The organism is Sphingobium sp. AS12 (genome assembly GCF_019097845.1).
In the GTDB taxonomy this organism is placed as follows: Bacteria; Pseudomonadota; Alphaproteobacteria; order Sphingomonadales; family Sphingomonadaceae; genus Sphingobium.
The window spans coordinates 357,082-379,963 of record NZ_JAHRGM010000035.1 but is presented as its reverse complement, the minus strand read 5'-3'; the positions used below and the strand labels follow the sequence as shown (position 1 = coordinate 379,963).

25 protein-coding genes are annotated in these 22,882 nt (G+C 64.0%); 5 read left to right on the top strand and 20 right to left on the bottom strand.

Translation table 11 applies throughout. The annotated features are described in order from the left end of the window. Nucleotides 1-9 precede the first annotated feature (9 nt). The 3 genes from rpe to KRZ98_RS15165 all read right to left on the bottom strand — a co-directional run bounded on the left by rpe (nucleotide 10) and on the right by KRZ98_RS15165 (nucleotide 2,584). Complete coding sequence (rpe, locus tag KRZ98_RS15175) at nucleotides 10-672, bottom strand: ribulose-phosphate 3-epimerase (RefSeq protein ID WP_217674289.1); 663 nt, start codon at nucleotides 670-672, stop codon at nucleotides 10-12. Between the two features lie 78 nt (nucleotides 673-750). Then, nucleotides 751-1,242 carry a diguanylate cyclase gene (locus KRZ98_RS15170; RefSeq protein WP_217674288.1) on the bottom strand — a complete coding sequence of 164 codons (492 nt, stop codon included), beginning with the start codon at nucleotides 1,240-1,242 and terminating at the stop codon, nucleotides 751-753. A gap of 52 nt (nucleotides 1,243-1,294) precedes the next feature. Further along, nucleotides 1,295-2,584: an RsmB/NOP family class I SAM-dependent RNA methyltransferase gene (locus KRZ98_RS15165; RefSeq protein WP_217674287.1), complete on the bottom strand. Its 1,290-nt coding sequence runs from the start codon at nucleotides 2,582-2,584 to the stop codon at nucleotides 1,295-1,297. Nucleotides 2,585-2,724: 140 nt separating this feature from the next. On the opposite strand from KRZ98_RS15165, the gene KRZ98_RS15160 reads away from it, so the two are divergent. The 3 genes from KRZ98_RS15160 (at nucleotide 2,725) to KRZ98_RS15150 (ending at nucleotide 4,483) form a co-directional block, all read left to right on the top strand. Further along, nucleotides 2,725-2,898, top strand: coding sequence for a DUF1674 domain-containing protein (locus KRZ98_RS15160; RefSeq protein ID WP_217674286.1), 174 nt, complete (start codon nucleotides 2,725-2,727; stop codon nucleotides 2,896-2,898). Between the two features lie 161 nt (nucleotides 2,899-3,059). Continuing rightward, on the top strand, nucleotides 3,060-3,503 hold the full coding sequence (locus KRZ98_RS15155; RefSeq protein ID WP_217674415.1) for a hypothetical protein: 444 nt from the start codon (nucleotides 3,060-3,062) through the stop codon (nucleotides 3,501-3,503). A 98-nt stretch (nucleotides 3,504-3,601) separates the two neighbouring features. Further along, on the top strand, nucleotides 3,602-4,483 hold the full coding sequence (locus tag KRZ98_RS15150; protein WP_217674414.1) for a UTP--glucose-1-phosphate uridylyltransferase: 882 nt from the start codon (nucleotides 3,602-3,604) through the stop codon (nucleotides 4,481-4,483). Nucleotides 4,484-4,536: 53 nt separating this feature from the next. Here the strand turns inward: KRZ98_RS15150 and ssb are convergent, their stop codons facing one another. The 5 genes from ssb to KRZ98_RS15125 form a co-directional block, all read right to left on the bottom strand. Further along, a complete protein-coding gene (ssb, locus tag KRZ98_RS15145; RefSeq protein ID WP_217674285.1) occupies nucleotides 4,537-5,106 on the bottom strand; it encodes a single-stranded DNA-binding protein in 570 nt (189 codons plus the stop codon). A gap of 29 nt (nucleotides 5,107-5,135) precedes the next feature. Then, nucleotides 5,136-6,995 carry a ferrous iron transporter B gene (locus KRZ98_RS15140; protein ID WP_217674284.1) on the bottom strand — a complete coding sequence of 620 codons (1,860 nt, stop codon included), beginning with the start codon at nucleotides 6,993-6,995 and terminating at the stop codon, nucleotides 5,136-5,138. Further along, nucleotides 6,992-7,246, bottom strand: coding sequence for a FeoA family protein (locus KRZ98_RS15135; protein ID WP_217674283.1), 255 nt, complete (start codon nucleotides 7,244-7,246; stop codon nucleotides 6,992-6,994). The genes KRZ98_RS15140 and KRZ98_RS15135 overlap by 4 nt, the downstream gene beginning before the upstream one ends. An 89-nt stretch (nucleotides 7,247-7,335) precedes the next feature. Next, a complete protein-coding gene (locus KRZ98_RS15130) occupies nucleotides 7,336-7,998 on the bottom strand; it encodes a COQ9 family protein (RefSeq protein WP_217674282.1) in 663 nt (220 codons plus the stop codon). 9 nt (nucleotides 7,999-8,007) lie between these two features. Beyond that, nucleotides 8,008-8,889 (bottom strand): DMT family transporter, encoded by an 882-nt coding sequence (locus tag KRZ98_RS15125; protein WP_217674281.1) that lies wholly within the window; start codon nucleotides 8,887-8,889, stop codon nucleotides 8,008-8,010. A 69-nt stretch (nucleotides 8,890-8,958) separates the two neighbouring features. Between KRZ98_RS15125 and KRZ98_RS15120 the strand changes: the two genes are divergently transcribed. Continuing rightward, on the top strand, nucleotides 8,959-10,053 hold the full coding sequence (locus KRZ98_RS15120; RefSeq protein WP_217674280.1) for an alkene reductase: 1,095 nt from the start codon (nucleotides 8,959-8,961) through the stop codon (nucleotides 10,051-10,053). A gap of 239 nt (nucleotides 10,054-10,292) precedes the next feature. Here the strand turns inward: KRZ98_RS15120 and ribH are convergent, their stop codons facing one another. The 9 genes from ribH to KRZ98_RS15075 all read right to left on the bottom strand — a co-directional run bounded on the left by ribH (nucleotide 10,293) and on the right by KRZ98_RS15075 (nucleotide 21,063). After that, a complete protein-coding gene (ribH, locus tag KRZ98_RS15115) occupies nucleotides 10,293-10,715 on the bottom strand; it encodes a 6,7-dimethyl-8-ribityllumazine synthase (RefSeq protein WP_217674279.1) in 423 nt (140 codons plus the stop codon). Nucleotides 10,716-10,725: 10 nt separating this feature from the next. Then, complete coding sequence (gene ribB, locus KRZ98_RS15110) at nucleotides 10,726-12,006, bottom strand: 3,4-dihydroxy-2-butanone-4-phosphate synthase (protein ID WP_217674278.1); 1,281 nt, start codon at nucleotides 12,004-12,006, stop codon at nucleotides 10,726-10,728. Between the two features lie 72 nt (nucleotides 12,007-12,078). Further along, on the bottom strand, nucleotides 12,079-12,693 hold the full coding sequence (locus KRZ98_RS15105) for a riboflavin synthase (RefSeq protein WP_217674413.1): 615 nt from the start codon (nucleotides 12,691-12,693) through the stop codon (nucleotides 12,079-12,081). A gap of 107 nt (nucleotides 12,694-12,800) precedes the next feature. After that, nucleotides 12,801-13,754 carry a bifunctional diaminohydroxyphosphoribosylaminopyrimidine deaminase/5-amino-6-(5-phosphoribosylamino)uracil reductase RibD gene (gene ribD, locus KRZ98_RS15100; protein WP_217674277.1) on the bottom strand — a complete coding sequence of 318 codons (954 nt, stop codon included), beginning with the start codon at nucleotides 13,752-13,754 and terminating at the stop codon, nucleotides 12,801-12,803. Nucleotides 13,755-13,789: 35 nt separating this feature from the next. Further along, a complete protein-coding gene (locus tag KRZ98_RS15095) occupies nucleotides 13,790-14,260 on the bottom strand; it encodes a hypothetical protein (RefSeq protein WP_217674276.1) in 471 nt (156 codons plus the stop codon). Nucleotides 14,261-14,339: 79 nt separating this feature from the next. Further along, nucleotides 14,340-15,062 (bottom strand): energy transducer TonB, encoded by a 723-nt coding sequence (locus KRZ98_RS15090; RefSeq protein WP_217674275.1) that lies wholly within the window; start codon nucleotides 15,060-15,062, stop codon nucleotides 14,340-14,342. Nucleotides 15,063-15,323: 261 nt separating this feature from the next. After that, nucleotides 15,324-16,589: a DUF445 domain-containing protein gene (locus KRZ98_RS15085; protein WP_217674274.1), complete on the bottom strand. Its 1,266-nt coding sequence runs from the start codon at nucleotides 16,587-16,589 to the stop codon at nucleotides 15,324-15,326. Nucleotides 16,590-16,648: 59 nt separating this feature from the next. Further along, complete coding sequence (locus KRZ98_RS15080; protein WP_217674273.1) at nucleotides 16,649-19,813, bottom strand: efflux RND transporter permease subunit; 3,165 nt, start codon at nucleotides 19,811-19,813, stop codon at nucleotides 16,649-16,651. Nucleotides 19,814-19,893: 80 nt separating this feature from the next. After that, nucleotides 19,894-21,063, bottom strand: coding sequence for an efflux RND transporter periplasmic adaptor subunit (locus tag KRZ98_RS15075; protein WP_217674272.1), 1,170 nt, complete (start codon nucleotides 21,061-21,063; stop codon nucleotides 19,894-19,896). A gap of 265 nt (nucleotides 21,064-21,328) precedes the next feature. Between KRZ98_RS15075 and KRZ98_RS15070 the strand changes: the two genes are divergently transcribed. Beyond that, nucleotides 21,329-21,577 carry a GlsB/YeaQ/YmgE family stress response membrane protein gene (locus tag KRZ98_RS15070; RefSeq protein ID WP_217674271.1) on the top strand — a complete coding sequence of 83 codons (249 nt, stop codon included), beginning with the start codon at nucleotides 21,329-21,331 and terminating at the stop codon, nucleotides 21,575-21,577. Between the two features lie 105 nt (nucleotides 21,578-21,682). On the opposite strand, the gene KRZ98_RS15065 is transcribed toward KRZ98_RS15070, so the two are convergent. The 3 genes from KRZ98_RS15065 to KRZ98_RS15055 form a co-directional block, all read right to left on the bottom strand. Continuing rightward, entirely contained in the window at nucleotides 21,683-21,940 is a 258-nt protein-coding gene (locus KRZ98_RS15065; protein WP_217674270.1) for a GlsB/YeaQ/YmgE family stress response membrane protein, read from the bottom strand. Between the two features lie 219 nt (nucleotides 21,941-22,159). Continuing rightward, nucleotides 22,160-22,459, bottom strand: coding sequence for a DUF1153 domain-containing protein (locus KRZ98_RS15060; RefSeq protein ID WP_006952381.1), 300 nt, complete (start codon nucleotides 22,457-22,459; stop codon nucleotides 22,160-22,162). 105 nt (nucleotides 22,460-22,564) lie between these two features. Then, nucleotides 22,565-22,861: a hypothetical protein gene (locus KRZ98_RS15055; protein WP_217674269.1), complete on the bottom strand. Its 297-nt coding sequence runs from the start codon at nucleotides 22,859-22,861 to the stop codon at nucleotides 22,565-22,567. Nucleotides 22,862-22,882: the final 21 nt, after the last annotated feature.

The window sequence follows — 22,882 nt, the reverse complement described above, 5'->3', positions numbered from 1 at the left end:
GGACCTCGTTCACCCGCCCCGCAGCTTCCGGATATTATCGGCATAGGCCGTTGGCCCGCCGCGGAAGGTGGCGGTGCCTGCGACCAGCACGTCGGCCCCGGCGGCAATGGCTTTGGGCGCGGTGGTAAAATCAATGCCGCCATCGACCTGTAGGCGGATGTCGCGCCCGCTCTTGTCGATCATCTTGCGGATCGCCTCGATCTTGCGCAGCTGATTTTCGATGAAGCTCTGCCCGCCAAAACCGGGGTTGACGCTCATGACCAGGATCAGGTCCACGTCGTCGATCAGATAATCGAGCATCTTGGCCGGGGTGCCGGGGTTCAGCACCACGCCCGCCTGCACGCCCAGCGACTTGATATATTGGATCGAGCGGTGGATGTGCGGCCCAGCTTCGGGATGGACGGTCAAGATATCCGCGCCCGCCTGCACAAAGGCGTCGAGATATTGATCAACCGGCGAGATCATCAGATGGACGTCGAACGTCTTTTTCGTGTGCGGGCGCAATGCCTTGACCACCGCCGGGCCGATGGTGATGTTCGGCACGAAATGGCCGTCCATCACGTCGATATGGATCCAGTCGCAGCCCGCTTCGTCAATGGCGCGTACCTCCTCACCCAGGCGGGCGAAGTCGGCGGAGAGGATGGACGGCGAGATGAGGATCGAGGGTGTCATTAACCGTTCGCCTTAGCTATGCCTCCGTCCAAGGGCAACGGGTGATTTGGGGGTGGCGCTTGGAGCGCACCCAAGCCGCTATAACATAACGAAAATCGTTGGATCGAGCCGGTGAGAACGGGCTGCGCCGTGCGGCAGCATTTGCTTGACGCCGTGCAGGCCGATCACCTCTTGCGCATCGTTCAGTACCGGCGCGGCGATCAGCCGCATGGCGCATTGCCCCATGCCGTCTGCCTGATGAATATCGACGTCCAGGGTGAAGCCGCGCTTGTGGCGGATGGCATAGGTGCGCAGCCGCTGCATCGCTTCGCGCGAGTCCGGGGCATAGAGCGACACAGACAGGGCGCGCGGCACCGATATATGCCGCTCCAGCCCGAAAATATCATAGACGCCCGCGGTCCAGGTCAAGCTGTCATCGGTCAGGTCGCAATGCCACAGGCCCAGCCCCCGCTCCGCCAGCGCCGCATCGTTGCGCGCCAGCGACGAGTCCAGCATCACCGGGGCGAGATGTTCGCGCAGGTCGTAGAGCGGCCAGCTATGGTGCAGGGGCAAAGGTTCGATCGGACGCACGGCGCACCTTCCAGACGAGGAATGGTCATCCTAAGTGCTTCATGGTTAAGGCTTAGTTGTCCGCCTTGGCAAGACGCGCGATAAAAAATCCGTCCGCGCCGCCGCGATCCGCCAATGTGTCAGGCAGCGTGCGCAGCCAGCCCTGCGGCGTGGGGGCCATGCCGTCGGGCAATTCATCGGCTTGTGCCGGGACAAGCGCGAAGTCCGGGCGCTGGCTAAGGAAACGGGCGATCTGCTCCTCGCCCTCGGCCTGTTCCAGCGAGCAGGTGGCGTAGAGCAGTACGCCACTCGGCTTCAGCCAGTCGGCGGCACGGGCGAGCAATTCGCCTTGCAATTCCGCCAACTCGGCAACCTGGCGCGGGCCGATGCGGTGCAGCACGTCGGGATGACGGCGATAGATACCGGTCGCGGTACAGGGGGCGTCGAGCAGGATGGCGTCGACAGGTTCGTCCGGCTGCCATTGGCGCAGATCGGCTTGCACCACGTCGGCGGGCAGGCCGGTGCGGGCGAGATTTTCGGTCAGACGCTCTAGCCGCTTTTTCGAAGAATCGATCGCAGTGACGCGCCATCCGGCCGCCGCCAGCTGCATCGTCTTGCCACCCGGCGCGGCGCACAGGTCCAGCGCATGGCGCCCCTCCCCTGCCCCCAACAAGCGCGCCGGACAGGAAGCGGCGACATCCTGCACCCACCACGCCCCGTCGGCAAAGCCGGGCAGATCAGGGATATTGGCCCCGTCGGGCAGGCGGACATGCCCGGGGGCCAGGCTGACGCCGCCCAATTGCGTCGCCCAGTCGGCGGTGGCGGCGGTATCGCGCAGGCTGACATCGACTGGCGGGCGGATGGCATAGGCGCGCGCGGCGGCCTCCACCATCGCTGCGCCCCATTGCGCAGTCCAGCGGTATGCAACGGCAGCAGGCAGGGTCGGCGGCACGGGCAGCACCGGCGCGCTGCGCGTCACCGTACCGAACACGCCATGGACCAGCTTGCGCGGCCCGCCATCGACCAGCGGCAATGCAGTGGCGATCGCGGCATGGGGCGCGGTGCCCAGCACCAACACCTGCACCAGCGCGATGCGCAGCACCATGCGCGCCTTGGCATCATCAGGCAGCGGCAGCCGGGTCGCGCCGTCGATCAGCGCGTCAAGATCGGGCAGATGGCGCAACACTTCGGCGGCGATGGCATGGACCAGCGCCCGGTCGGCCCGGTCGGCCAGCCCCTGACAGGCGCCATGCAGCGCGATTTCGAGTGGGTCGCCGCGCCGCAGGACGGCGTCGAGCAATTTGAGGGCGGAACGACGCGCAGGCAGGCCGGGGACGTCAGCGGGGCGGGGAGATTGAGCCATGCGCCCGCGCCTAGGCCATTTTGCAGGGATAAGAAAGCGTGCCGCCCCTCCATACCCTTGCGCTTGGGCGCGTCGCCGCCCAAATGACGGCTTGAGGACAGGCGCGTCGCTGCGGCGCTCCGCAATCGAAAGGCGGCTATATGGGACATTATAATGGCAAGCGCCCCGCGCATGTGCAGCCGCCCGCCCATCTGTCGAAAAGCCCGCCGGTGCCGCAACCGGACCCGATCGACAGCCTGCCCCAACAGCAGGAAGAGCTTAGCCCGGTCCGCTACGGTGATTGGGAACGCAAGGGTTTAGCGATTGATTTCTAAGCCATAGCGCTTTCGGCTCGCCGCCTATATTGCACAATTTCCGATGTGCCGTGCCACCGCCGCGAGCGATGGCGCCTGTCCCTCTGGCCTATCCGTTCCCTCCTGCGCAGGACAGGGGGCAATAAGGAGAATGGGGCGTGGGCGTACATCTGGTTGCGGATATGAATGGAAAAACGGTGTCGGATTATGCGCCGGAGGATGCGGCGTTGCTGTGCGCGGTCGGGCGGTTGGTCTGCGCCTGGACTATGCTGGAACAGAGTCTGGAAACCAAGATCGGCCTGATGCGCGAGAAGATGGGCGATATTCGCACCGTCGGCGCGCGCACCCGCCCGTCCATGGCCAAGCTGATGACCGAATTGCGCACGATGGTGGCGATGCGCGACCGGCGCAATGCCAGCGCGCTCACCGAAATCGCGGCGATCGAGCGCGACATCCAGCGGATCGACCGCTTTCGTGCGCTGATCATACAGGGCTTTCACCAGCCCCAGCCCGGCGGGTTTATTTGTCGCGATCAACGAAATATCCATCAGTTTGTCACATTCGAGCAACTTGATCAGGAAATAGGCGATCTGGAAACGGTCGCGAACCGTTTGCTTGCAGTATAGGGTGCAGCGCACACTGGAAATTCTGGCTGCGCGCTTGACCTTTTTCGCATGTGCGGCAAATCATATATGGCCGTGGGGGCCGGGGTTAAGGGGAGTCCATCTTGAATAAGCCGATTCGCAAAGCCGTTTTTCCTGTCGCTGGGCTGGGCACACGCTTTTTGCCAGCAACCAAATCAGTGCCCAAGGAATTGCTGCCGGTAGTCGACCGTCCACTGATCCAATATGCGGTCGACGAAGCGCGCGAGGCGGGCATCGAGCAGATGATCTTCGTCACCGGGCGCGGCAAGGGCGCGATCGAGGATTATTTCGATATCGCCTTCGAATGCGAGACGTTGCAGCGTGAACGCGGCAAGGATCTGTCCGCACTGGAAGGGACGCGACTGGCACCGGGCAATGCGGTGTTCCTGCGCCAGCAGGAATCGCTGGGTCTGGGCCACGCCATCTGGTGCGCGCGCGACATTATCGGCGACGAGCCTTTCGCGATCCTGCTGCCCGACGAGTTCATGAAGGGCGTGCCGGGCAATGGCTGCATGAAGCAGATGGTCGACGCCTATGACAAGGTCGGCGGCAATCTGGTCTGTGCGCTGGAAATCCCGATGGAACAGACGCCAAGCTATGGCGTGATCGATCCGGGCGTCCGCGATGGCGTGCTGACGGAGGTGAAGGGGCTGGTCGAAAAACCCGCCGCCGGGACCGCACCGTCCAATCTGATCCTGCCGGGCCGCTATATCCTGCAACCCGATGTCATGAAGATATTGGAAACGCAGGAAAAAGGCGCGGGCGGCGAAATCCAGCTGACCGACGCGATGGCCGCGCTGATCGGCAAGCAGCCTTTCCACGGCGTGACCTTCGACGGTCGCCGCTTCGATTGCGGGTCAAAGGCCGGCTATATCGAGGCCAATCTGGCGCTGGCGCTGGAGCGGGATGATCTGCGCGACCATATTCGCGCCTTCGCAGCCGAAGAACTGGCACGCGGCTGACAAAAAAAAGGGGCGGTTTCCACCGCCCCTTTTTGTAAAATGCTTCGCGCCGATCAGAACGGCACTTCGTCGTCCAGATCATTGTCGAAATTGGGGCTGCCTGCGCTGCCGCGCCCGCCGCTCGATGCGCCGCCGCCCGAAGAACGCCCGCCACCAAAGCCGCCGCCGCTATTGCCGCCGCCAAAATCATCATAGCCGCCCGACGATGCGCCCCAGTCGCTGACGCCCTGCTGCGCGCGTCCACCGCCGCCGCCCTGACCGCCGCCACCGGGTGCACCGTCCAGCATGGTCAGGACCGCGCCTGGACCCTGCACCATGACTTCGGTCGAATAGCGGTCATTGCCGCTCTGGTCCTGCCATTTGCGGGTGCGCAACTGGCCTTCAATATAGATTTTGGAGCCTTTGCGCAGGAAACGCTCAGCGACGCCGACAAGCCCTTCGCCGCCGATGACAACCGTGTGCCATTCGGTGCGCTCCTTGCGCTCACCGGTGTTGCGATCCTTCCAGTTTTCGGACGTGGCAATGCGCAAATTGCAGATTTTGCCGCCATTCTGGAAGCTCTTGACCTCCGGATCGGCGCCCAGATTGCCGACCAGAATGACCTTATTGACCGAGCCTGCCATGATTCCTCCGAAACGCGTTAAGCGGCCCCTTATAGTCCTGCGGCGGTCGCAGTCCAGTAAGTGACGCCGGCCGCGACATAGGCCAGCACGAACAGATAGCCCAGCATGAACAAGGGCCATTTCCAGCCATTGGTTTCGCGCCGGGTGACCGCGATGGTCGAGATGCACTGGGGCGCGAAGATGAACCAGGCCAGAAACGCCAGCGCCGTCGGCAGTGGCCACTGGTCCTTCAACCGGTCGCCAAGGCTGCGTTCCAGCAGCGCCTCGTCATCGCCCGCGTCGATCGAATAGACGGTGGCCAGCGCCGACACGGCGACTTCGCGCGCCGCCATGGCCGGGATCAGCGCCAGCGAGATGTCGCGGTTGAAGCCTATCGGCTCCAATATGACGTTGAGGCCGCCTGCTATCCGCCCCGCGATCGAATAATCGACCTGGCTGACGGCGCTGCTTTCCGGAGGCTTGGGATAGGAGAGCAGCACCCACAGGATCACGGTGGAGGTGAAGATGATGGTGCCGGCGCGTTTCAGAAAAATGACCGCGCGCTGCCACAGGCCGAGCAAGATATCCTGCGGCCGGGGCCATTGATATTTGGGCATTTCCATCAGGAACCCGCCGCTTGCGCCCTTGGTCACGGTCATGCGCAGGATCAGCGCCACCAGCATCGCGCCGATAATGCCCGCGACATAGAGGCAGAAGAGGACGAAGCCTTGCAACCCCACCCCTGGCGCTATGTCACGGGCGGGGATGAAGGCACCGATGATGACGGCATAGACCGGCAGCCGCGCCGAGCAGGTCATCAGCGGCGCAATCAGGATCGTCGTTAAACGGTCCTTGGGGTCCGCGATCGTGCGGGTCGCCATGATGCCCGGAATCGCGCAGGCGAAGGAGGAGAGCAACGGAATGAAGGCGCGTCCCGACAGGCCGACCTTGGCCATGATGCCATCCATTAGGAAGGCGGCGCGGACCATATAGCCGGTCGCCTCCAGCATCAGGATGAAGAAGAAGAGGATGAGGATTTGGGGCAGGAACACCACCACTGACCCCACGCCATTGATGACGCCATCGACCAGGAAGGATCGCAGCATCCCGTCGGGCAGTGCGTTGCGAGTAGCGGTGGCGGCGGCCTCGGCCAGCCCCTCGATCATCGCGATCGGCGCTTCGGACCAGGCATAGACCGCCTGGAACATGACGAACAGCAGGCCGAGCAACAGCAGCAACCCGAACACAGGATGCAGCGCCACGCGATCGACGGCGGCGGTCAGGCGGCGCGAAGGGGTTTCGCGTACGATGGCGGCGCGGGCGATGCGGCGGGCTTCGCCGCGCACCGCATCGAAATCGCGTTCCGGCGGCAGGGCTTTGGCCTCCGGCGCAATGCTGCCCAGCAGCCCGGCCAGTTCCTCGCGCAGATGATCGAGGCCGCGCTTGCGCACCGCCACGGTCGCAACCACCGGCACGCCCAGTTCGCGCGCCAGCACGGCAGCGTCCAGTTCCAGCCCGTCGCGGGTGGCAAGGTCCACCATGTTGAGCGCCACGATCGTCGGCAGGCCCAGCGCGATCAGTTCCAGCGCGAATCGCAGATGATTGTCGAGGTTGGACGCATCGACCACGATCACCAGCGCATCGGGCCGCCTTTCGCCCGCCTGTCTGCCCATCACGACGTCGCGCGTGACCTGTTCGTCGGGGCTGGCGGCGTTGAGGCTGTAGGTGCCGGGCAGATCGACCAGTTCGACCGGACGACCATCGGCCAGCGCCAGCCGTCCCGCCTTGCGCTCCACCGTGACGCCGGGATAATTGCCCAGCTTCTGCCGCGCGCCGGTCAGCGCGTTGAACAGCGCGCTCTTGCCCGCATTGGGATTGCCGACCAGCGCGACAAGCGGCAGCACGCTCATGGCACGGCGTCCGGTCCGGTGCGGACGGTCACGGCGGCGGCGTGGTTGCGGCGCATGGCGATGGTCATGCGGCCAACCTTGCAGGCGATCGGTCCCTTGCCCCACAGGCCGCCATGGTGCAGCGCCTCGACACTCGCCCCTTCGCACAGGCCAAATTCGCGCAGGCGCTGGCCTTCCGACGGGGACAGGACGGACCAGTCGATCAGGTCAACAAAGGCAGGCTGGCGCAGGGGGAGTTCGGTCAGGCGCACGGGAATGGATACTCACAGGGCAGTTGCTGCGAGTGACTATCAATACCGATTAGGAAAGACCAGAAGGAAATGGCGTCCGGCGCGGCAGATCATATCGCCGGGTAGCGCAGCCGCCCGATGAAACGCGCCAGGCTAAGCCGCTCGCCGCCGCCCACACCCTTGACCTGTGCCTTGAGCTTTTCGAACCGCATCACGCCCTCGATCCGCCGGGCGAGGAAGGCGCGGCTGTCTGAATGACCTTCGCTTTCGTCGTCCACGAATACCAGCAGCGTGGCGGCATACACCCCCGCCAGCGTCATCCGCTTGGTATAATGGGCAAGGTCGGTGGCATTATCGCCCGCCGCGCGCCACATGACATCGGCCGCGCGCCAGCCCAGCCGGGTCGCGCGCGCTGCATTGGTCGGCATCGCAAGGATGGCGATGGCGCGGCGCAGCGCTTCGCGGTCGGGCGCGAGCAGGTCGAGCCGCGCCTCCACCAGCGCGATGATCCTGCGCCGGATCGACAGCGCGTCGAGCGTTTCGGACGGTAGCGCATCCAGCATCCGCATGTCGATGCTGGCGAACCAGGCATCGATCATATCGACTGGCCCATCGGCAAAGGCGAGCGCGGCAATGTCTGGATCGACGCCCTTTTCCGCTGCCGCCATCGCGACGGCTTCCTTGCGCCAGCCATCAAAGGCGGCATGGCGCGCCAGCACGGGCGCCAGCAGGGTGCGGATTTCATCAAGGGTCATGTCGGCAATGTCGCTCATAAGTTCAATCTAGGCACGCGAGGGCAGCCGCACAAGCACCAGCGCCGCTGCAACCGCCATCGTCCCAATCATATCAGTGACGCTCAGCCACTCGCCAAACAGCATCCAGCCCAGCACGGCCGAGACCGCGGGTTGCAACAGCAGGCTGAGGCCCAGCACCAGCGGGGTGAACCAGCCGATCGCATAGGTGAGCAGCCCCTGCCCGATCAGCTGGCTGGTCAGCGCCAGCACCACCAGCGGGGTCCAGTCACCGGGCATGATCCGCTCGCCCAGCCACAGCGCGCACAGCAAGAGCGGCGGCGCACTCACCACGCTGGAGATCGCCAGCACCGACCAGCTGTCCAGCCGCCCGCGCACCCCCTGCACGATCAAAAGATAGCCGGTATAGAGCGCGCCTGCGAGCAGGCAGAGCAGGTCGCCATGGAGGTAGCGGGGCGATAGTTCATAGCTGCCCCCCATCATCACCGCTGCGCCTGCCGCCGCCAGAGTGAGCGCGATTGCCTGCATCCGCTTTGGCCGCTGGCGCAGTACGACCAGCCCCCAGATCGGCAACATCAGCCCGCTCATATTGCCGAATATGGTGGCGTTGGTGACTTTGGTATAAAGAATGCCGACATGCCAGGCGGCCAGATCGGCGGCGAAGAACAATCCGGACCAGACCAGCGCGCCCCATTCGCGGATCGTCGGCGCGGTGCGGCGCAGCCCCGGCAGCGCCAGCAGGATCAGGAAGGGCAGGGCCAACGTCAGCCGCCAGAAAGCCGCCGCCACCGGCCCGACATCGGCCAGCCGTACCAAGACCGGGCCGAGCGGCAGGATGAGATTTGCCAATATCAGGGCAGGAAATGCGAATTTGGGAATATCCGCGCGCATGGTAGGGGTTGAACTGGCCATGGCGGCTCCCTAGCTGGCTTTCAGCATCAAGTCCCGTTGCAATTTGCAACTTTGATAAAGGGAGATTTCATGTCTAGCCTGTTCAAGCCTGTCCAGATCGGCGCCATCACCGCCTCCAACCGCGCCATCATGGCGCCGCTGACCCGTGGCCGTGCGACTCGTGACCATGTGCCGACGCCGATCATGGTCGACTATTACCGCCAGCGCGCCGGCGCGGGCCTGATCATCACCGAAGCGACCGGCATTTCGCGCCAGGGGCTGGGCTGGCCCTATGCGCCGGGCATCTGGTCGGACGAACAGGTCGCCGCCTGGCAGCCCGTGACGCAGGCCGTTCATGACGCTCGTGGGCGGATCATCGTCCAGCTGTGGCATATGGGGCGACAGGTCCATAGCAGCGTGACCGGCGAGCAGCCGGTGTCGTCCAGCGCGACGGCAACTGCGGGCGACGCCCACACCTATGAAGGCAAAGCGCCGTTCGAGACCGCCCGGCCGTTGGCGACGGAAGAGATACAAGGCCTGATCGACGCCTATGTCACCGCCGCGCGCAATGCGATCCGCGCCGGCTTTGACGGGGTGCAGATCCACGCCGCCAATGGCTATCTGATCGACCAGTTCCTGCGCGACAACGCCAATTTCCGCACCGACCAATATGGCGGCAGCATCGAAAACCGCGTGCGGTTGCTGGCCGAAGTCACGCAGGCGGTGGCCGATGCGATCGGCGCGGATAAGGTGTCGGTGCGCCTGTCGCCCAACGGCGATTCGCAGGGTGTGAATGACAGCAACCCCGGACCACTCTTCGCTCATGCGGCGCAGGTGCTGGACGCCATCGGCATCGCTTCGCTTGAACTGCGCGAACCGGGACCGGACGGCACGTTCGGCAAAACCGACGTGCCACGCCAGTCGCCGCTCATCCGCCAGCATTTCAAAGGACCGCTGATCCTGAACAGCGATTATGACAAACAACGGGCGCAGGCCGACCTGGAGAGCGGTCTGGCCGACGCGATAAGTTTTGGCCGCCCCTTCATGGCCAATCCCGACCTGGTGGAACGGCTGCGCAGCGATGCGCCGCTCAACCCCATCAAGGGTATGGCGACCTGGTATGGTCCGGGTGAAGACGGCTATACCAATTATCCGGCGCTGGAGCAGGAACCCGCTACTGCCTGATCCGATTGATCCTCCCCTTGGCAAGGGGAGGACTATCGCATTTGAAACTGTCCCCTCCTTCATCGTCATCCTGAACTTGTTTCAGGATCCATTTCTCGTTCCAAGCGGCGGCTTTTGGGGCACGATGGACGCTGAGCCGCAGGCCAGCGCAGCTAAATAAATTCAGCATGAGGTTGGAGGATAACGAAAAGTCATAGGCGATAACCGTCCACCACAGAAGGTGGACTATTGCCGCACTTTTATGCTCCGAAGCGTTCGCGCAGGGCCAGCATCGCGATGGCCGCCTTGGCGGCCTCGCCGCCCTTGTCCTTTTCGGTCCGCTTAGCGCGGGTCAGCGCCTGCGCTTCATTCTCAACCGTCAAAATGCCGTTGCCGATCGCGATCGCATCCATGCTGAGCGCCATCAGGCCGCGGGCGCTTTCGTTAGACACCACTTCGAAATGATAGGTTTCACCGCGGATCACCACGCCGATGGCAATGAAGCCGTCATAGCGACCGCTTTCGGCCGCCAGTGTGATCGCGCCGGGGATTTCCAGTGCGCCCGGCACCGTCACCACCTCATATTTATGCCCGGCGTCATCCAGGGCGGCTTTCGCGCCCTCGATCAGCAGGTCGTTGAGATGGTCGTAGAAGCGCGCTTCGACGATCAGGAATTTGGCCATGATAAATCCTTTACAGCTCGATCGGACGCTGCCCAACCACGGCCAGGTCATAGCCGTCAAGCGCGATCAGGCTGTGATGGCTGTTGGTCAGCAGGACCATGTCATGCACGCCCAGTTCGGCCAATATCTGCGCGCCCGCGCCATAGTTGCGCAGTTCATCCATGTCGCCAATGGCGATACCGGCATTTTGCTGGAGCATCCGGGTGAGGACGTCGGGTTCGTCGCCGCGCAGCAGGACGATGATGCCCGCGCCCTCCGCGCTGATGATTTCCATGGATCGTTGCAGCAGGCCGGAACGCGGCCCCTGTTTGCCGAACGTATCGCTCAGCGGCGCGAACTGATGCATCCGCACCAGTGTCGGCTTGTCGGGGTCGACATGGCCCTTTTGCATGACCAACTGCTCGGTCTGGGTCGCCTTGTTGTAAAAGCTCATCGCCTTCCAGTCACCGCCCCACTGGCTCTGGAACGTGGTTTCGGCGCGGCGTTCGACGATATGGTCGTGGCGGCGGCGATAGGCGATCAGGTCGCGGATCGTTCCGATCTTCATCTTGTGCTTGGCGGCAAAGGGGATGAGGTCGTCGAGGCGCGCCATCGTGCCGTCATCCTTCATCACTTCGCAGATGACGCCCGACGGGTTGAGACCGGCAAGCCGCGCGACATCCACGGCCGCTTCGGTATGGCCGGTGCGCACCAGCACGCCGCCATCCTTGGCCACCAGCGGAAAGACATGGCCGGGCGTTACAATATCCGCCCTGCCCTTCGACCCGTCGATCGCGACGGATATGGTGCGGGCGCGGTCAGCCGCGCTGATGCCGGTGGTCACCCCCTCGCGCGCCTCGATCGACACGGTGAAGGCGGTTTCATGCCGGGTGCCGTTGTTGCGGCTCATCAGGCCCAGGCCCAGTTCATCGACCCGGTCCTTGGTCAGCGCCAGGCAGATGAGGCCGCGGCCATGGGTGGCCATGAAATTGATCGCGTCGGGGGTCGCCATCTGTGCCGGGATGACAAGATCGCCCTCATTCTCGCGATCCTCGTCATCGACCAAAATGAACATGCGTCCGTTGCGGGCTTCGTTGATAATTTCTTCGGGGCTGGCGAGCGCAGTGCCGCCCTCGCGCTTGAGCAGATAGGCCTCCAGCTTGCCCAGCGTATCGGCGGTCGGGTTCCAGTCCCCCTCGCCCAGCTTGCGCAGCGAATTGGCGTGCAGCCCCGCCGCACGGGCCAGGCCGGATCGCGACATGCCGCCATCGGTGATGAGGCTGCGGACGGTATCTATGAGGGCAGAGGACATGGCAAACGACTCCTTCCCGATCGCCGGGATGGGCCGTATATCACATTGCAATGTGATTATATCAAGAGGCAATCACATTGTGCGGTTGCGAACACTCATCATTCGGTCAAGATAGCGTGCCAGCACATCAATCTCCAGATTGAAAGCCCGCCCCTGCGGCAGCGCGTCCAGCGTCGTTTCAGCCGCCGTATGCGGGATGATGTTCAAGCCGAAATGCACGCTGCCATCGGGCTGATCCTCGACGCTGTTCACGGTCAGCGAGATGCCGTCCACCGTGATCGACCCCTTGGCCGCAAGCGCCGCGGCCAGCGCGGCAGGCGCGGCCACGACCAGCCGGATCGAATCGCCTTGCGACGTGGCCGACACCAGATGGCCCACGCCATCGACATGGCCGGTGACGATATGCCCGCCCAGTTCATCGCCAACCTTGAGCGCGCGTTCCAGATTGAGCCGGCCGCCCTGCGCCCACAGACCCGGCGCGGTGCGCGCGACGGTTTCGGCCGACAAATCGACCGCGAACCAGTCCGCGCCCTTTTCCACCACGGTCAGGCACGCCCCCGAACAGGCGATCGACGCGCCGATCGCGACCGACGCCATGTCATAGCCGCTGCCGATGACCAGCCGCAGGTCGCCGCGTTGCTCCGCCTGGCGGATGGTGCCGATGTCGGTGATGATGCCGGTGAACATGAAACGCAAAGGCCCTTATAAACCACATCCGTTCGGTTCGAGCTTGTCGAGAATGACGCGCACTGTTCTCTGACAAGCCCGAACCGAACGGAAATTGTAAAGTGGCTCTAAGCGCTCGACACCGCCTCGTAAACCTCCAGCCGATCGACCCCCAGCCGCCGCTCGTCGGTCAGCCGCCAGCGGCCATGCGCATCGCCCAGATTCATCAGGCCAATGTCGCCAATTCCCGCCAGTCCCGCGCCGATGATGATGGGTGCGCGATAGAGCAGCAGCCGGTCGACCAGTCCCGCGCGCAGGAAGGCTGCCGCCGTTTCCGCGCCCCCCTCCACCAGCAGATGATCGACACGGTCGAGCGCGGCAATCTCGTCGGGCGCGCCGATCCGTTCCCAGCCGGCGAGCGCTTCGCCACGGCTGAGCAATATCCGGCGCGGCGAGCGATCTTCCAACCCAGCCAGCCGCACGTCCAGCCCCGGCGCATCGGCGCGCAGTGTGCCGCCGCCCACCAATATCGCGTCGTGCCGCGCCCGCTCTAAATGGGCATGGGCGCGCGCATCCGGCCCGGTGATCCAGCGGCTGGAGCCGTCGGCCAGCGCGATTCGGCCGTCGAGCGAGAGGCCGAGTTTAAGCGTCACATGCGGCCGCCCGCGCGTCTGGCGCAGCACAAAGCCCGCCATGGCGCGCGCAGCTTCCTCCGCCAGCAATCCCATCTCGACCGTGATGCCACGCTCGCGCAGCCAGGCCGCGCCCTGCCCGTCGGTCCGCGGATCGGGGTCGCGCAGGGCGATCACCACCCGCGCCACTCCGGCACGCGCCATCAGGTCCGCACAGCGCGGCCCGCGCGGCGACAGATGAAAACAGGGCTCCAGCGTCACATAGGCCGTCGCCCCATGGGCCTGCTCCATTGCCTGCCCCAGCGCCTGCGCTTCGGCATGGGGGCGACCTCCCTTTTGCGTCCAGCCACGTCCCACGACATGGCCGTCCTTGACGATCAGGCAGCCGACATTGGGATTGGGGGTAGAAAGTCCGCGCCCGCGCCCCGACAGCGCGATGGCAGCAGCCATGAAACGCCGGTCGGCGGCAGGCGTGGACGTCTGGCTCAGGGTTTGGCGACTTCCGGTTGCGCGCCCGGCTTGCTCTCAGCCTCCGCCTTCACCAGCCGCTGGTCGAGCATGGCGTTGATCTGCTTGACCGCTTCCTTGCGCCGGGCGGTATTGCGCGCCTCATCCTTGCGCCAGTCGATGCCGAACGCATCGGCAATCTTCTGCATCTCCACCTGATTTTTCTGCAATATGGCGTCGCGCCGGGCCAAGTCCATTTTCTGTTGCAGGATGATCGCCGCATCGCTGCGATTCGCGTCCCAACTCTGGACATAGATGATCTTGTTGCGCGTGGGCATGGTGTTGGTGTTGGCGTCGGTGATGAAGGTCCACACGATCACCCAGGTGAACGCCATCGAAACCCCCAGCAGCGGCCATTTATGCTGGCGCGGCTGGCGGAAATAGCCCCACAGATCGCCAAGCGCGCTCTTGGGGGAAACGGGACGGGGAAAAATCGCCATGTCGCCCATATAGTGCAGGCCGCGGCCGGATGCAAAAGGGGTGATGCAACGCCCATCCTCGCCTTGTGGGGAAGATGGGCGTCGCGCGTCACCGGTCCGTCAGGGTGAAGCGCACCGTCAGGGTTTTCGTCGTCGCCACTGGTACGCCATCGCGCGTGGCGGGGCGGAAGCGCCATTTGCGCAGGGCGTGGCGCTGGGTGGCGATCCAGAAACTCTCGTCGGTCGCCGAAATCCTTGCGATGTCTGTGACGCGCCCTTCCGCACTGATCGTGACCCGCACCGTCACCGCCCCTTCCAGTCCCTGACGGATCATCGCACCGGGATAATCGGGCTGAAACTGCGACAGCGCGCGCGGATCGATACCGGCATCGACCAGCACAGGCACATGGGGCGGATCGATGGGCGGCAGGATGATGGTGGGGCCAGGATCAATCCCGTCTGCCGTCCCGGTGCCGCCGGTGATGACGGGATCGCCCTGCGCGCCCGGCACGATCGGATCCGTAGCGGTGGGTTGCTGCTCGGTCGGGCGAGTCTTGATCGGTTTCTCGACGGTCTGTTCGTCGGGTTCGGGCGGCGGCGGCTCACTGATCGGGATATTTGTCGTCGTCAACGGCGGTGGTGTGAAAACGGTATCGATCACCTCTTTGGGGATCAGCAGCCACGCCCCGATCACCAGCGCATGGACGGCGATCGCCCCGCCAATGCCAACCGGCGACCCAGTGCCGCTGCGATAGCCCGACGGTGTCGGCCTCTCGCCTGCACCTGCTATTCTCCCATGCCCGATGGCTGCCTGCATCATGCTCATCCGCATCGCCCGACTCCTCTCCTGCCCGTCCGCTGCTGGACGGTGCATGACATGTTACATCATATTTTTATGATATGTTGCAACATCATTTTTCAGGTCCCGCAGATGCTATGCTTTTACCAGTTAGGGCCGGTCGAAATTCAGATGATGACGAGCCGAAAATGGTGGTTTGTCGTGACCCGGAGCGCAGCCTACTAAAAGTAGGTGAGCACCGGAAGCACGGGAAACCGCCATTTGCAGGCCGTCAGGGCTGAATGTCGATTGGGCCTAGAACAGCGTGTCGATGGCATGGATGATCAGCCCCACCAGCCCACCGACCAGCGTGCCGTTGATGCGGATATATTGCAGGTCGCGGCCAACCGCGCCCTCAAGCCGATTGGTGATGGTGCCCGCGTCCCAGCCGCGCACCGTGTCGCTGACCAGCCGGACGATCGCGTCGCCATAGGTGGCGGTCGCCCCTACCGCCGCGCGGCGCACGAAGCGGTTGATGACATGGCGCAGCCGCGCATCCTCCTGCAACGTGCCACCCAACTGACGCAGCGCCTCGCCCAGTCGCCCGGCCATCGCCTTGCCCGGATCACGCACCGCGCGCAGCAACCCGCTGCGCGCCTGTTCCCAAAGGCCGTCGATCCAGCGCTGCATCGCCGGGTTGTCGAGAATTTCGTCGCGGATTTGCGCTGCCTTCGCTTGCATCTCAATGTCGAACTGGAGGTCGAAGGCGAGCTTCGCCATCCCCTCCTCGGCCTTCAGCCGCAGGCTATGACCCGGATCGGCGGCCATTTCCGCCAGCATCTTGCGCAGCCCGTCGATGATCGCATTGGCCAGATTTTCGTCCAGCCCGGTCCAGCGCAATACTTTGCCCGCCTTGTCATGCACCATCTGGCGGATCAGATGATCATTCGCCTCCAGCGTGCGGTCGGCCCAATGGATGATGCCGTCCATGACAGGCGCGTGGCGGCCATCACGCATCGCCGCTTCGATCGCTTGCCCCACCAGTGGGCCGATATTGATGCCGCGCAGCCGCTGGCCGATCGCGCCCTTCACCATGCCGCCCAGCCGTTCCTGGTCGAGCGCCTCCAGCATGTCGGCGATCAGGCGCGACGCGCCCTCGCGCAGCCGCCCGTCGCCCGCCGAGGGGCTGGCGAGGAAACGCCCGGCAGCGGCGGCGACATCCATGCCGCGCATCCGCCGCGCGACGACCGCAGGGGTCAGGAAATTGTCGCGCAGGAAGATGGCCAGCGTCTCGCCGATCCGGTCCTTGTTGCGCGGGATGATCGCGGTGTGCGGGATGGGCAGGCCCAGCGGGTGTCGGAACAGGGCCGTGACCGCAAACCAGTCGGCCAGGCCACCGACCATCGCTGCCTCGGCAAAGGCCTGCACGAAACCGATGGCCGGGTGCAGATGCGCGGTGCTGCGCGCAGCGATGAACAGCGCCGCCATCGCCAGCAACATCCCCGTCGCCAGCAACCGCATCCGTCGCGCGGGATTGGGCAGGCTTTCGCCGATCGACCGGGGGACGCGGAGCAACTTCATGGCTCCCCAACGGTTACGCCGCCGTTTCGTTCAGGCAAAGCGTTGTTTTGCTGCCCGCCTTACTCCGCCGGTTGGACATGCCCCGGCGTTTCCTTGTCATCGCCCGGCTTGTAGGTCAGCAGACCCCGGCCCAGGCGCTGCCCGACCCAGCTTTCGATCGCGATCGCCAGGCTGAAGGTCGCCGGCACGATCACTAGCGTCAGCACGGTGGACAGGATCAGTCCGCCGATCACCGTGATGCCCATCGGCGCGCGCCATGCGCCGTCGCCCGACAGCGACAGCGCCGTCGGCACCATGCCCGCGACCATCGCCACGGTGGTCATGACGATCGGCTGGGCACGCTTGTGACCTGCATCCATGATCGCTTCATATTTGGGCACGCCCTTTTCCATCTCCTCCAGCGCGAAGTCGATGACCAGGATCGAGTTCTTGGCGACGATACCCAGCAGCATCAGCAGGCCGATGAACACCGGCATGGACACGGGTTGGCCCGCAACATGCAACGCCAGCGCGCCGCCCAGCGGGGCCAGCAACAACGACCCCAGATTGACGAAGGGCGGCATGATCCGCTTGTAGAGCAACACCAGCACCGCCAGCACCAGCAGAATGCCGGAAATGACCGCGATGATGAAATTCTCGATCATCTCGCCCTGCCACTTGGCATCGCCTGCGGTGATCTGCTGCACGCCCTGCAACTTGCCTTCCTTGATCTGCTTCATGATCGGAATGGCGTTGATCTTGGCATTGGCCTGGCTGGTAACGATGCCCGGCGCCAGGTCAGCCCCGACGACGATCCGGCGGATCTGGTTGTAGCGGCGGATCTGCGTCGGCCCGGCGCCAAAGCTGATGTCAGCCACGACCTTCAACGGCACCGATCCGCCATTGATCGTAGGCACCGGCATATTCTCGATCGTACCGATATCCTTGCGGCTATCCTCGGCAATCGACACGCGGATCGGAATCTGGCGGTCGGTCAGCGAGAATTTGGCGCTGTTCTGGTCGATATCGCCAATCGTCGCGATGCGGATGGTCTGGCTGAGCGCCGCGGTGGTCACGCCCATGCTGGCGGCCAGGTCCAGCCGCGGCTTGATGATGATTTCGGGGCGCTGCATGTCGCCCTGCACGCGCGGCGCGCGCAACTCACGAATCTTGGCCATTTCGGCGACCAGTTCGTTGGCGGCGGCATCCAGCTTCACCGGATCGTCAGACCCGAACATCAGGATGACATCGCGGCCAAAGCCGCCACCGGACTGCGACTGGAAATTCACCCGCGCATCGGCGATCGTCTGGAATTTCGGTGCGATCTTGCGCTCCCAGTCCACCGAGGAAATCGGACGATCTTTCTTGAGCGTCAGGAAAATGTCGGCACTGGTGGTTTCGATGTCGGCAAAAGCCGCATCGACCACGTCAGTGTCGGCCGCCAGCATGTCGGCGACCCGGCGGGTAATCGCGGTCGTCTGCGCCAATGTGCTGCCTGGCACCGTCTCGATCTTCACCTGACTGAAATCGGTGTTGGTGACCGGCTGGAAGGTCATGGGCAAGGTCGCAAAGGCAATGATCGTGCCGACAAAGGCCAGAAAACCGATGCCGACGGTCCACATCCGGTGATCCAGAAAAATCGCGGTAAAGCGCCGCCATCCGCCCCGCGCTCGATGGGCGATGGCACGGCGCTCATCAAGCGACCAGCGCAGCACGTCCATATAGCGGTCCATCATCCACCCCTCGCCATGGCTCTGGGCACCATGGGCCTTGAGGAAATAGGCAGCCAGCATCGGTGTGATCAGCCGCGCCACCGCCAGGCTCATAAGGACGGACACAACCACGGTCATGCCGAACTGGATGAAGAATTGCCCCGAAATACCCGGCATCAACGCAACGGGCAGGAACACCGCGACGATCGCCATGGTCGTCGCCAGCACCGCCAGACCGATTTCGTCGGCCGCGTCGATCGACGCCTGATAGGCGCTTTTGCCCATGCGCATGTGGCGCACGATATTCTCAATTTCCACGATGGCGTCATCGACCAGTACCCCTGCCACCAGGCTCAAGGCCAGCAGCGAGATGAAGTTGAGCGTGAAGCCCATCATGTCCATGAACCAGAAGGCGGGAATCGCCGACAGCGGGATGGCCAGCGCCGAAATCATCGTCGATCGCCAGTCACGCAGGAACAGGAACACGATCACGACCGCCAGCACCGCGCCCTCGATCATCGCGGCCATCGCCGAATGATATTGGTCCTTGGTGTAGTCGACGCTGGTATAGAGCTGCTTGAAGGTGACCTTTGGGTTTTCCTTGCGCAGCTTGTCCAGCTCCTTCATCGCTTCGTCATAGACGGTGACGTCGGACGCGCCCTTGGCCTTTTCCAGGCTGAAACTGGTGACCTGACGCCCGTTCATCAACGACAGGTTGCGCTGTTCGGCATACATGTCGCGCACGTCGGCAATGTCGGCCAGCTTGACCGTGCGACCGCCGCTGATGGCGATCTGGGTCGCACCCAGATCACGCGCATTGGCGGCGTTGCCCAGCACGCGGATCGACTGTTCGGCCCCGGCAATTTCGGTACGCCCGCCCGCCGCGTTGATGTTGACCTGCTGCAACTGCTGGTTGACCTGCGCGGCGGTGATCCCGAACGCCTGCAATTTGGCGGGGTCCAGAATGACGCGGATTTCCCGGCTGACGCCGCCACCGCGATTGACCGCCGCCATGCCGCTGATCGACCGCAACCGCTTGGCCACGGTATTGTCGACATACCAGGACAGCTCTTCCAGCGTCATGTCGGTCGCTTCGGCGCTGAAATAGGCGATCGGCCCGCCATCAATGTCGATGCGGGTGACCTGCGGTTCCAAAATGCCGTCGGGCAGGTCGCTGCGAATCTGGTCGACCGCGTTTTTGACGTCGTTGACGGCCCGGTCGACCGGCGTGCCGATCACGAACTGGACGTTGCTCAGCGACCGGCCTTCGGACACGAAGGATGTGATTTCATCGACGCCGCTGATGCCGCGCACCGCCGCCTCGACCCGCTGGGTAACCTGCGTTTCCAGCTCGGTCGGGGCCGCGCCGGGCTGGCTGACGACGACGCTGACCATCGGAAAGCTGATGTCGGGATTATTGTTGATGTCCATGCGGCTGAAACTGACCAGACCAGCCAGCAACAACGCCGCGAACATGACGAGCGGCGTCACCGGATTGCGAATGGCCCAAGCCGATATATTCCGAAAATTCATGGGCTACAGCTTCCTTCGCCGGACGCAATCCGTCCCTTCATCCCGTCGCACAGCCGCCCTGTACAGGGCGCAACCTATATCTACGAAGCCTTCAGGCGCTCCGGCTTGACCTTCTGCCCCGGCGTCAGGAATGCGCCTGCCGACGTCACAATCTTTTCATTGCCAGTGATGCCGCTGGTCACGGCAACCCCCGCCTCCGACACCTGACCTACGGTCACGGCGCGCCGTTCGACCTCATTCTTGCCATTGACGATATAGACATAATTGCCTTTCGGATCGCTCTGCACCGCCGATTCCGGCAGCAAGGGTGCGCTCCCCGACCCGCTGGTGATAGTGACGGCAGCAAAGCCGCCCGGCCGGATCGCCGCCTGATAGGGCAGCGCAATGCGGGCAATGCCCTGCCGCGTCTGCGGATCGACCACGGGCGACACCTGCCATACCCGTCCGGCAAACTGATCCTTGCCACCCACCGGCGTTACAATGGCGCTATTGCCCGGACGCAGCACCGCCAGATCACCCTCGGCCACCTGCGCCAGCAATTCCATCTCGCCATCCTTGGCCATGCGGAACAGCACGCCGCTGCCAGACCCTACAATCTGTCCAGGTTCGACCGCGCGGGTCAGCACCAGTCCGTTGGCGGGCGCACGAATGTCCAGCCGCCCGGTGCGGGCGCGCTGTTCGGCCAGCTGGGCGACGGCGACGTTGACGCGCGCATTGGCCGCGTCGCGGGTCGCCGTGCGCTGGTCTATGTCCGCCGCGCTGATGAAACCGCGCCCGACCAGCGCCTTGGCGCGATCCAGCTGCGCCTGTGCCAGCTTGGCGTCGGCGCGAGCAACCTCGACCTGCGCGGCGAGCGAATTGCCCTGCTGCACCTGCACCGACCGTTCGATCACCGCCAGCACCTGTCCGGCGCGGACCCAGTCGCCCGGCTGCACCAGCACCCTGCTGACCATGCCGCCTTCACCTACGACGCCGACCGGCATGTCGATCCGCGCACCAAGCGATCCAGTGGCGGTCACCGTGCGCGCAACGGTCGACTGGCCCGGACTGCTGACCGTGACGACCGGCACCTGCGCTGTAACGGCAGGCGCTGCTGCACCGCCGCCCCGCATCGAAATCCACACCGCACTGCCGACCAGTGCCACGACGATCACCGCCGCGACCAGCCACAGCCGCCGCTTGCGCGTGCGCGCATCCTCGTCGTCGATGACGACCGCTGAGTCGGCCATGACCTGGGTTTCGTAATTCATGCGATTCTGTCTCTCCGGCGCTTCGCCATCCACCAACTGTATTATATGAATATAGCACCGCCCTCAAGCCCCAATATCATGGGTCAAAGGGGGAGGGCAAAGCGATATTGCGCGACTGTATAAGCCAAACCGGCGGAAATGGCACGATGGTTCGTTGGGCGCGAACGCGACCGGCGGCGGCCTGGAACGGGATTCATTTGCCAAAAGCCCTCGATTATGGCGCTATATGTGCCGGGTGCGAAACATCGAGGGAGAGGAGCGCGCCATGGATTTGCTGGGTTGGATCTTTATCGGCCTGCTGGCCGGGGCAATCGCAAAGCTGATCATGCCGGGACGCGACCCTGGCGGCTGTATCGTCACCATGTTGCTGGGCATCGCCGGGGCGCTGTTGGCGGGCTTTGTCGGCCGACTCGCCGGCTTCTATGCGCCGGGCCAGAGCGCAGGCTTCATCGCCGCGATCCTGGGATCGGTCGCCGTGCTGGCCCTCTACCGCTGGTTCGCCGCGCGGAGATAGTTTTTGAAAATGCGCGGAAGGGCGCATTTTGGACAGTATCCAACAAAAAAGACCGCGCCCGGTGAGGAGCGCGGCCTTTTGGGCGGTCAGTCGTGACAGGTGCGGTTAGCGCACCGACCCGCGACGGACCAGATTGACGATCGCCAGCAGGATGATCGCGCCGACCAGCGACACCAGGAAGCTGTACAGCGTCAGGCCCGCATTGTTGATCGAACCGCCGCTGAAAATCATGCCGCCGATGAACGCACCGACGATGCCGACGACGATATTGAGCAGGATGCCCTGCTGCGCGTCAGTCCGCATGACCATGCTTGCAAGCCAGCCAATAATGCCACCAACGACAAGCCACATAATGATGCCCATGATACTCTCCTTGACCACGCCCCCAGCGGGTTGGGTGCTGCGGGATTAACGGTGCACGGGGCGGAGCGTTCCATGAGCCAAAAATGATTCCGGGCGGGAAACCATCCCCGTCCCGCGTCGTTACAGGCGGTTTTTCCTGATCAGTGAGCAAAAGGGGCCGCCGAGCCTTGCCCGGCGACCCCTTTTTGCTTGGTCTGAATATATCTCCGCCTGCGCGGATCAGTATTTCTGCTGCCGTTCGTAGAGGGATTTATAATATTGGATGCGCGTCACGCGCAGGCCGTGCATCCCAGACCGGTCGACCGCCCGCTGCCAGCCGGCAAATTCTTCCAGCGTCAGATTATAGCGCGCGCACGCTTCGTCCACAGTCAGCAAACCGCCATTGACGGCCGACACGACTTCGGCCTTGCGCCGCACGACCCAGCGGGTCGTGTCCGGTGGCGGGAGGCTGTCCAGCGTCAGCGGTTCTCCGAGCGGCCCGACGACCTGGGCTGGCCGTATTTTCTGGTTTTCGATCATTACTACCCTCAAAAGCGGCGCTGGCGTTGTCAAATCCAGCAGCGAACCCCTTATCCACATCAGCCCTGAAGAACGGCTAAAGCGCCAAGGTAAACGCCACCTTCATCATCCTTTCCCCACAGCTAAACGGTTCGCGATCAGCGGATTAAAGCTTCCTGCGAGCCGAACGGCTTCGATCATGCCGCCGGAACGTGGCGCGAAAATTCCCGCCAGTTCCTGGATCCAGTCCTCCGTTCCATCCTGCCCCCGCAGGACGCCCGCAACCGCCTGGGCGGTCGGGCTGGCCGCCTGCTGTGCTGCACAGGCAGCGCGCAGGAACGGCCAGACCGGCACGCGCGTGCGGCCTAGGGGTCTGGCATTGGCGGGGGTAAGCCCGCCTGTCCGAAGAAAACTCAAATCCATGAAGCTGCTTCTACGCGGCAA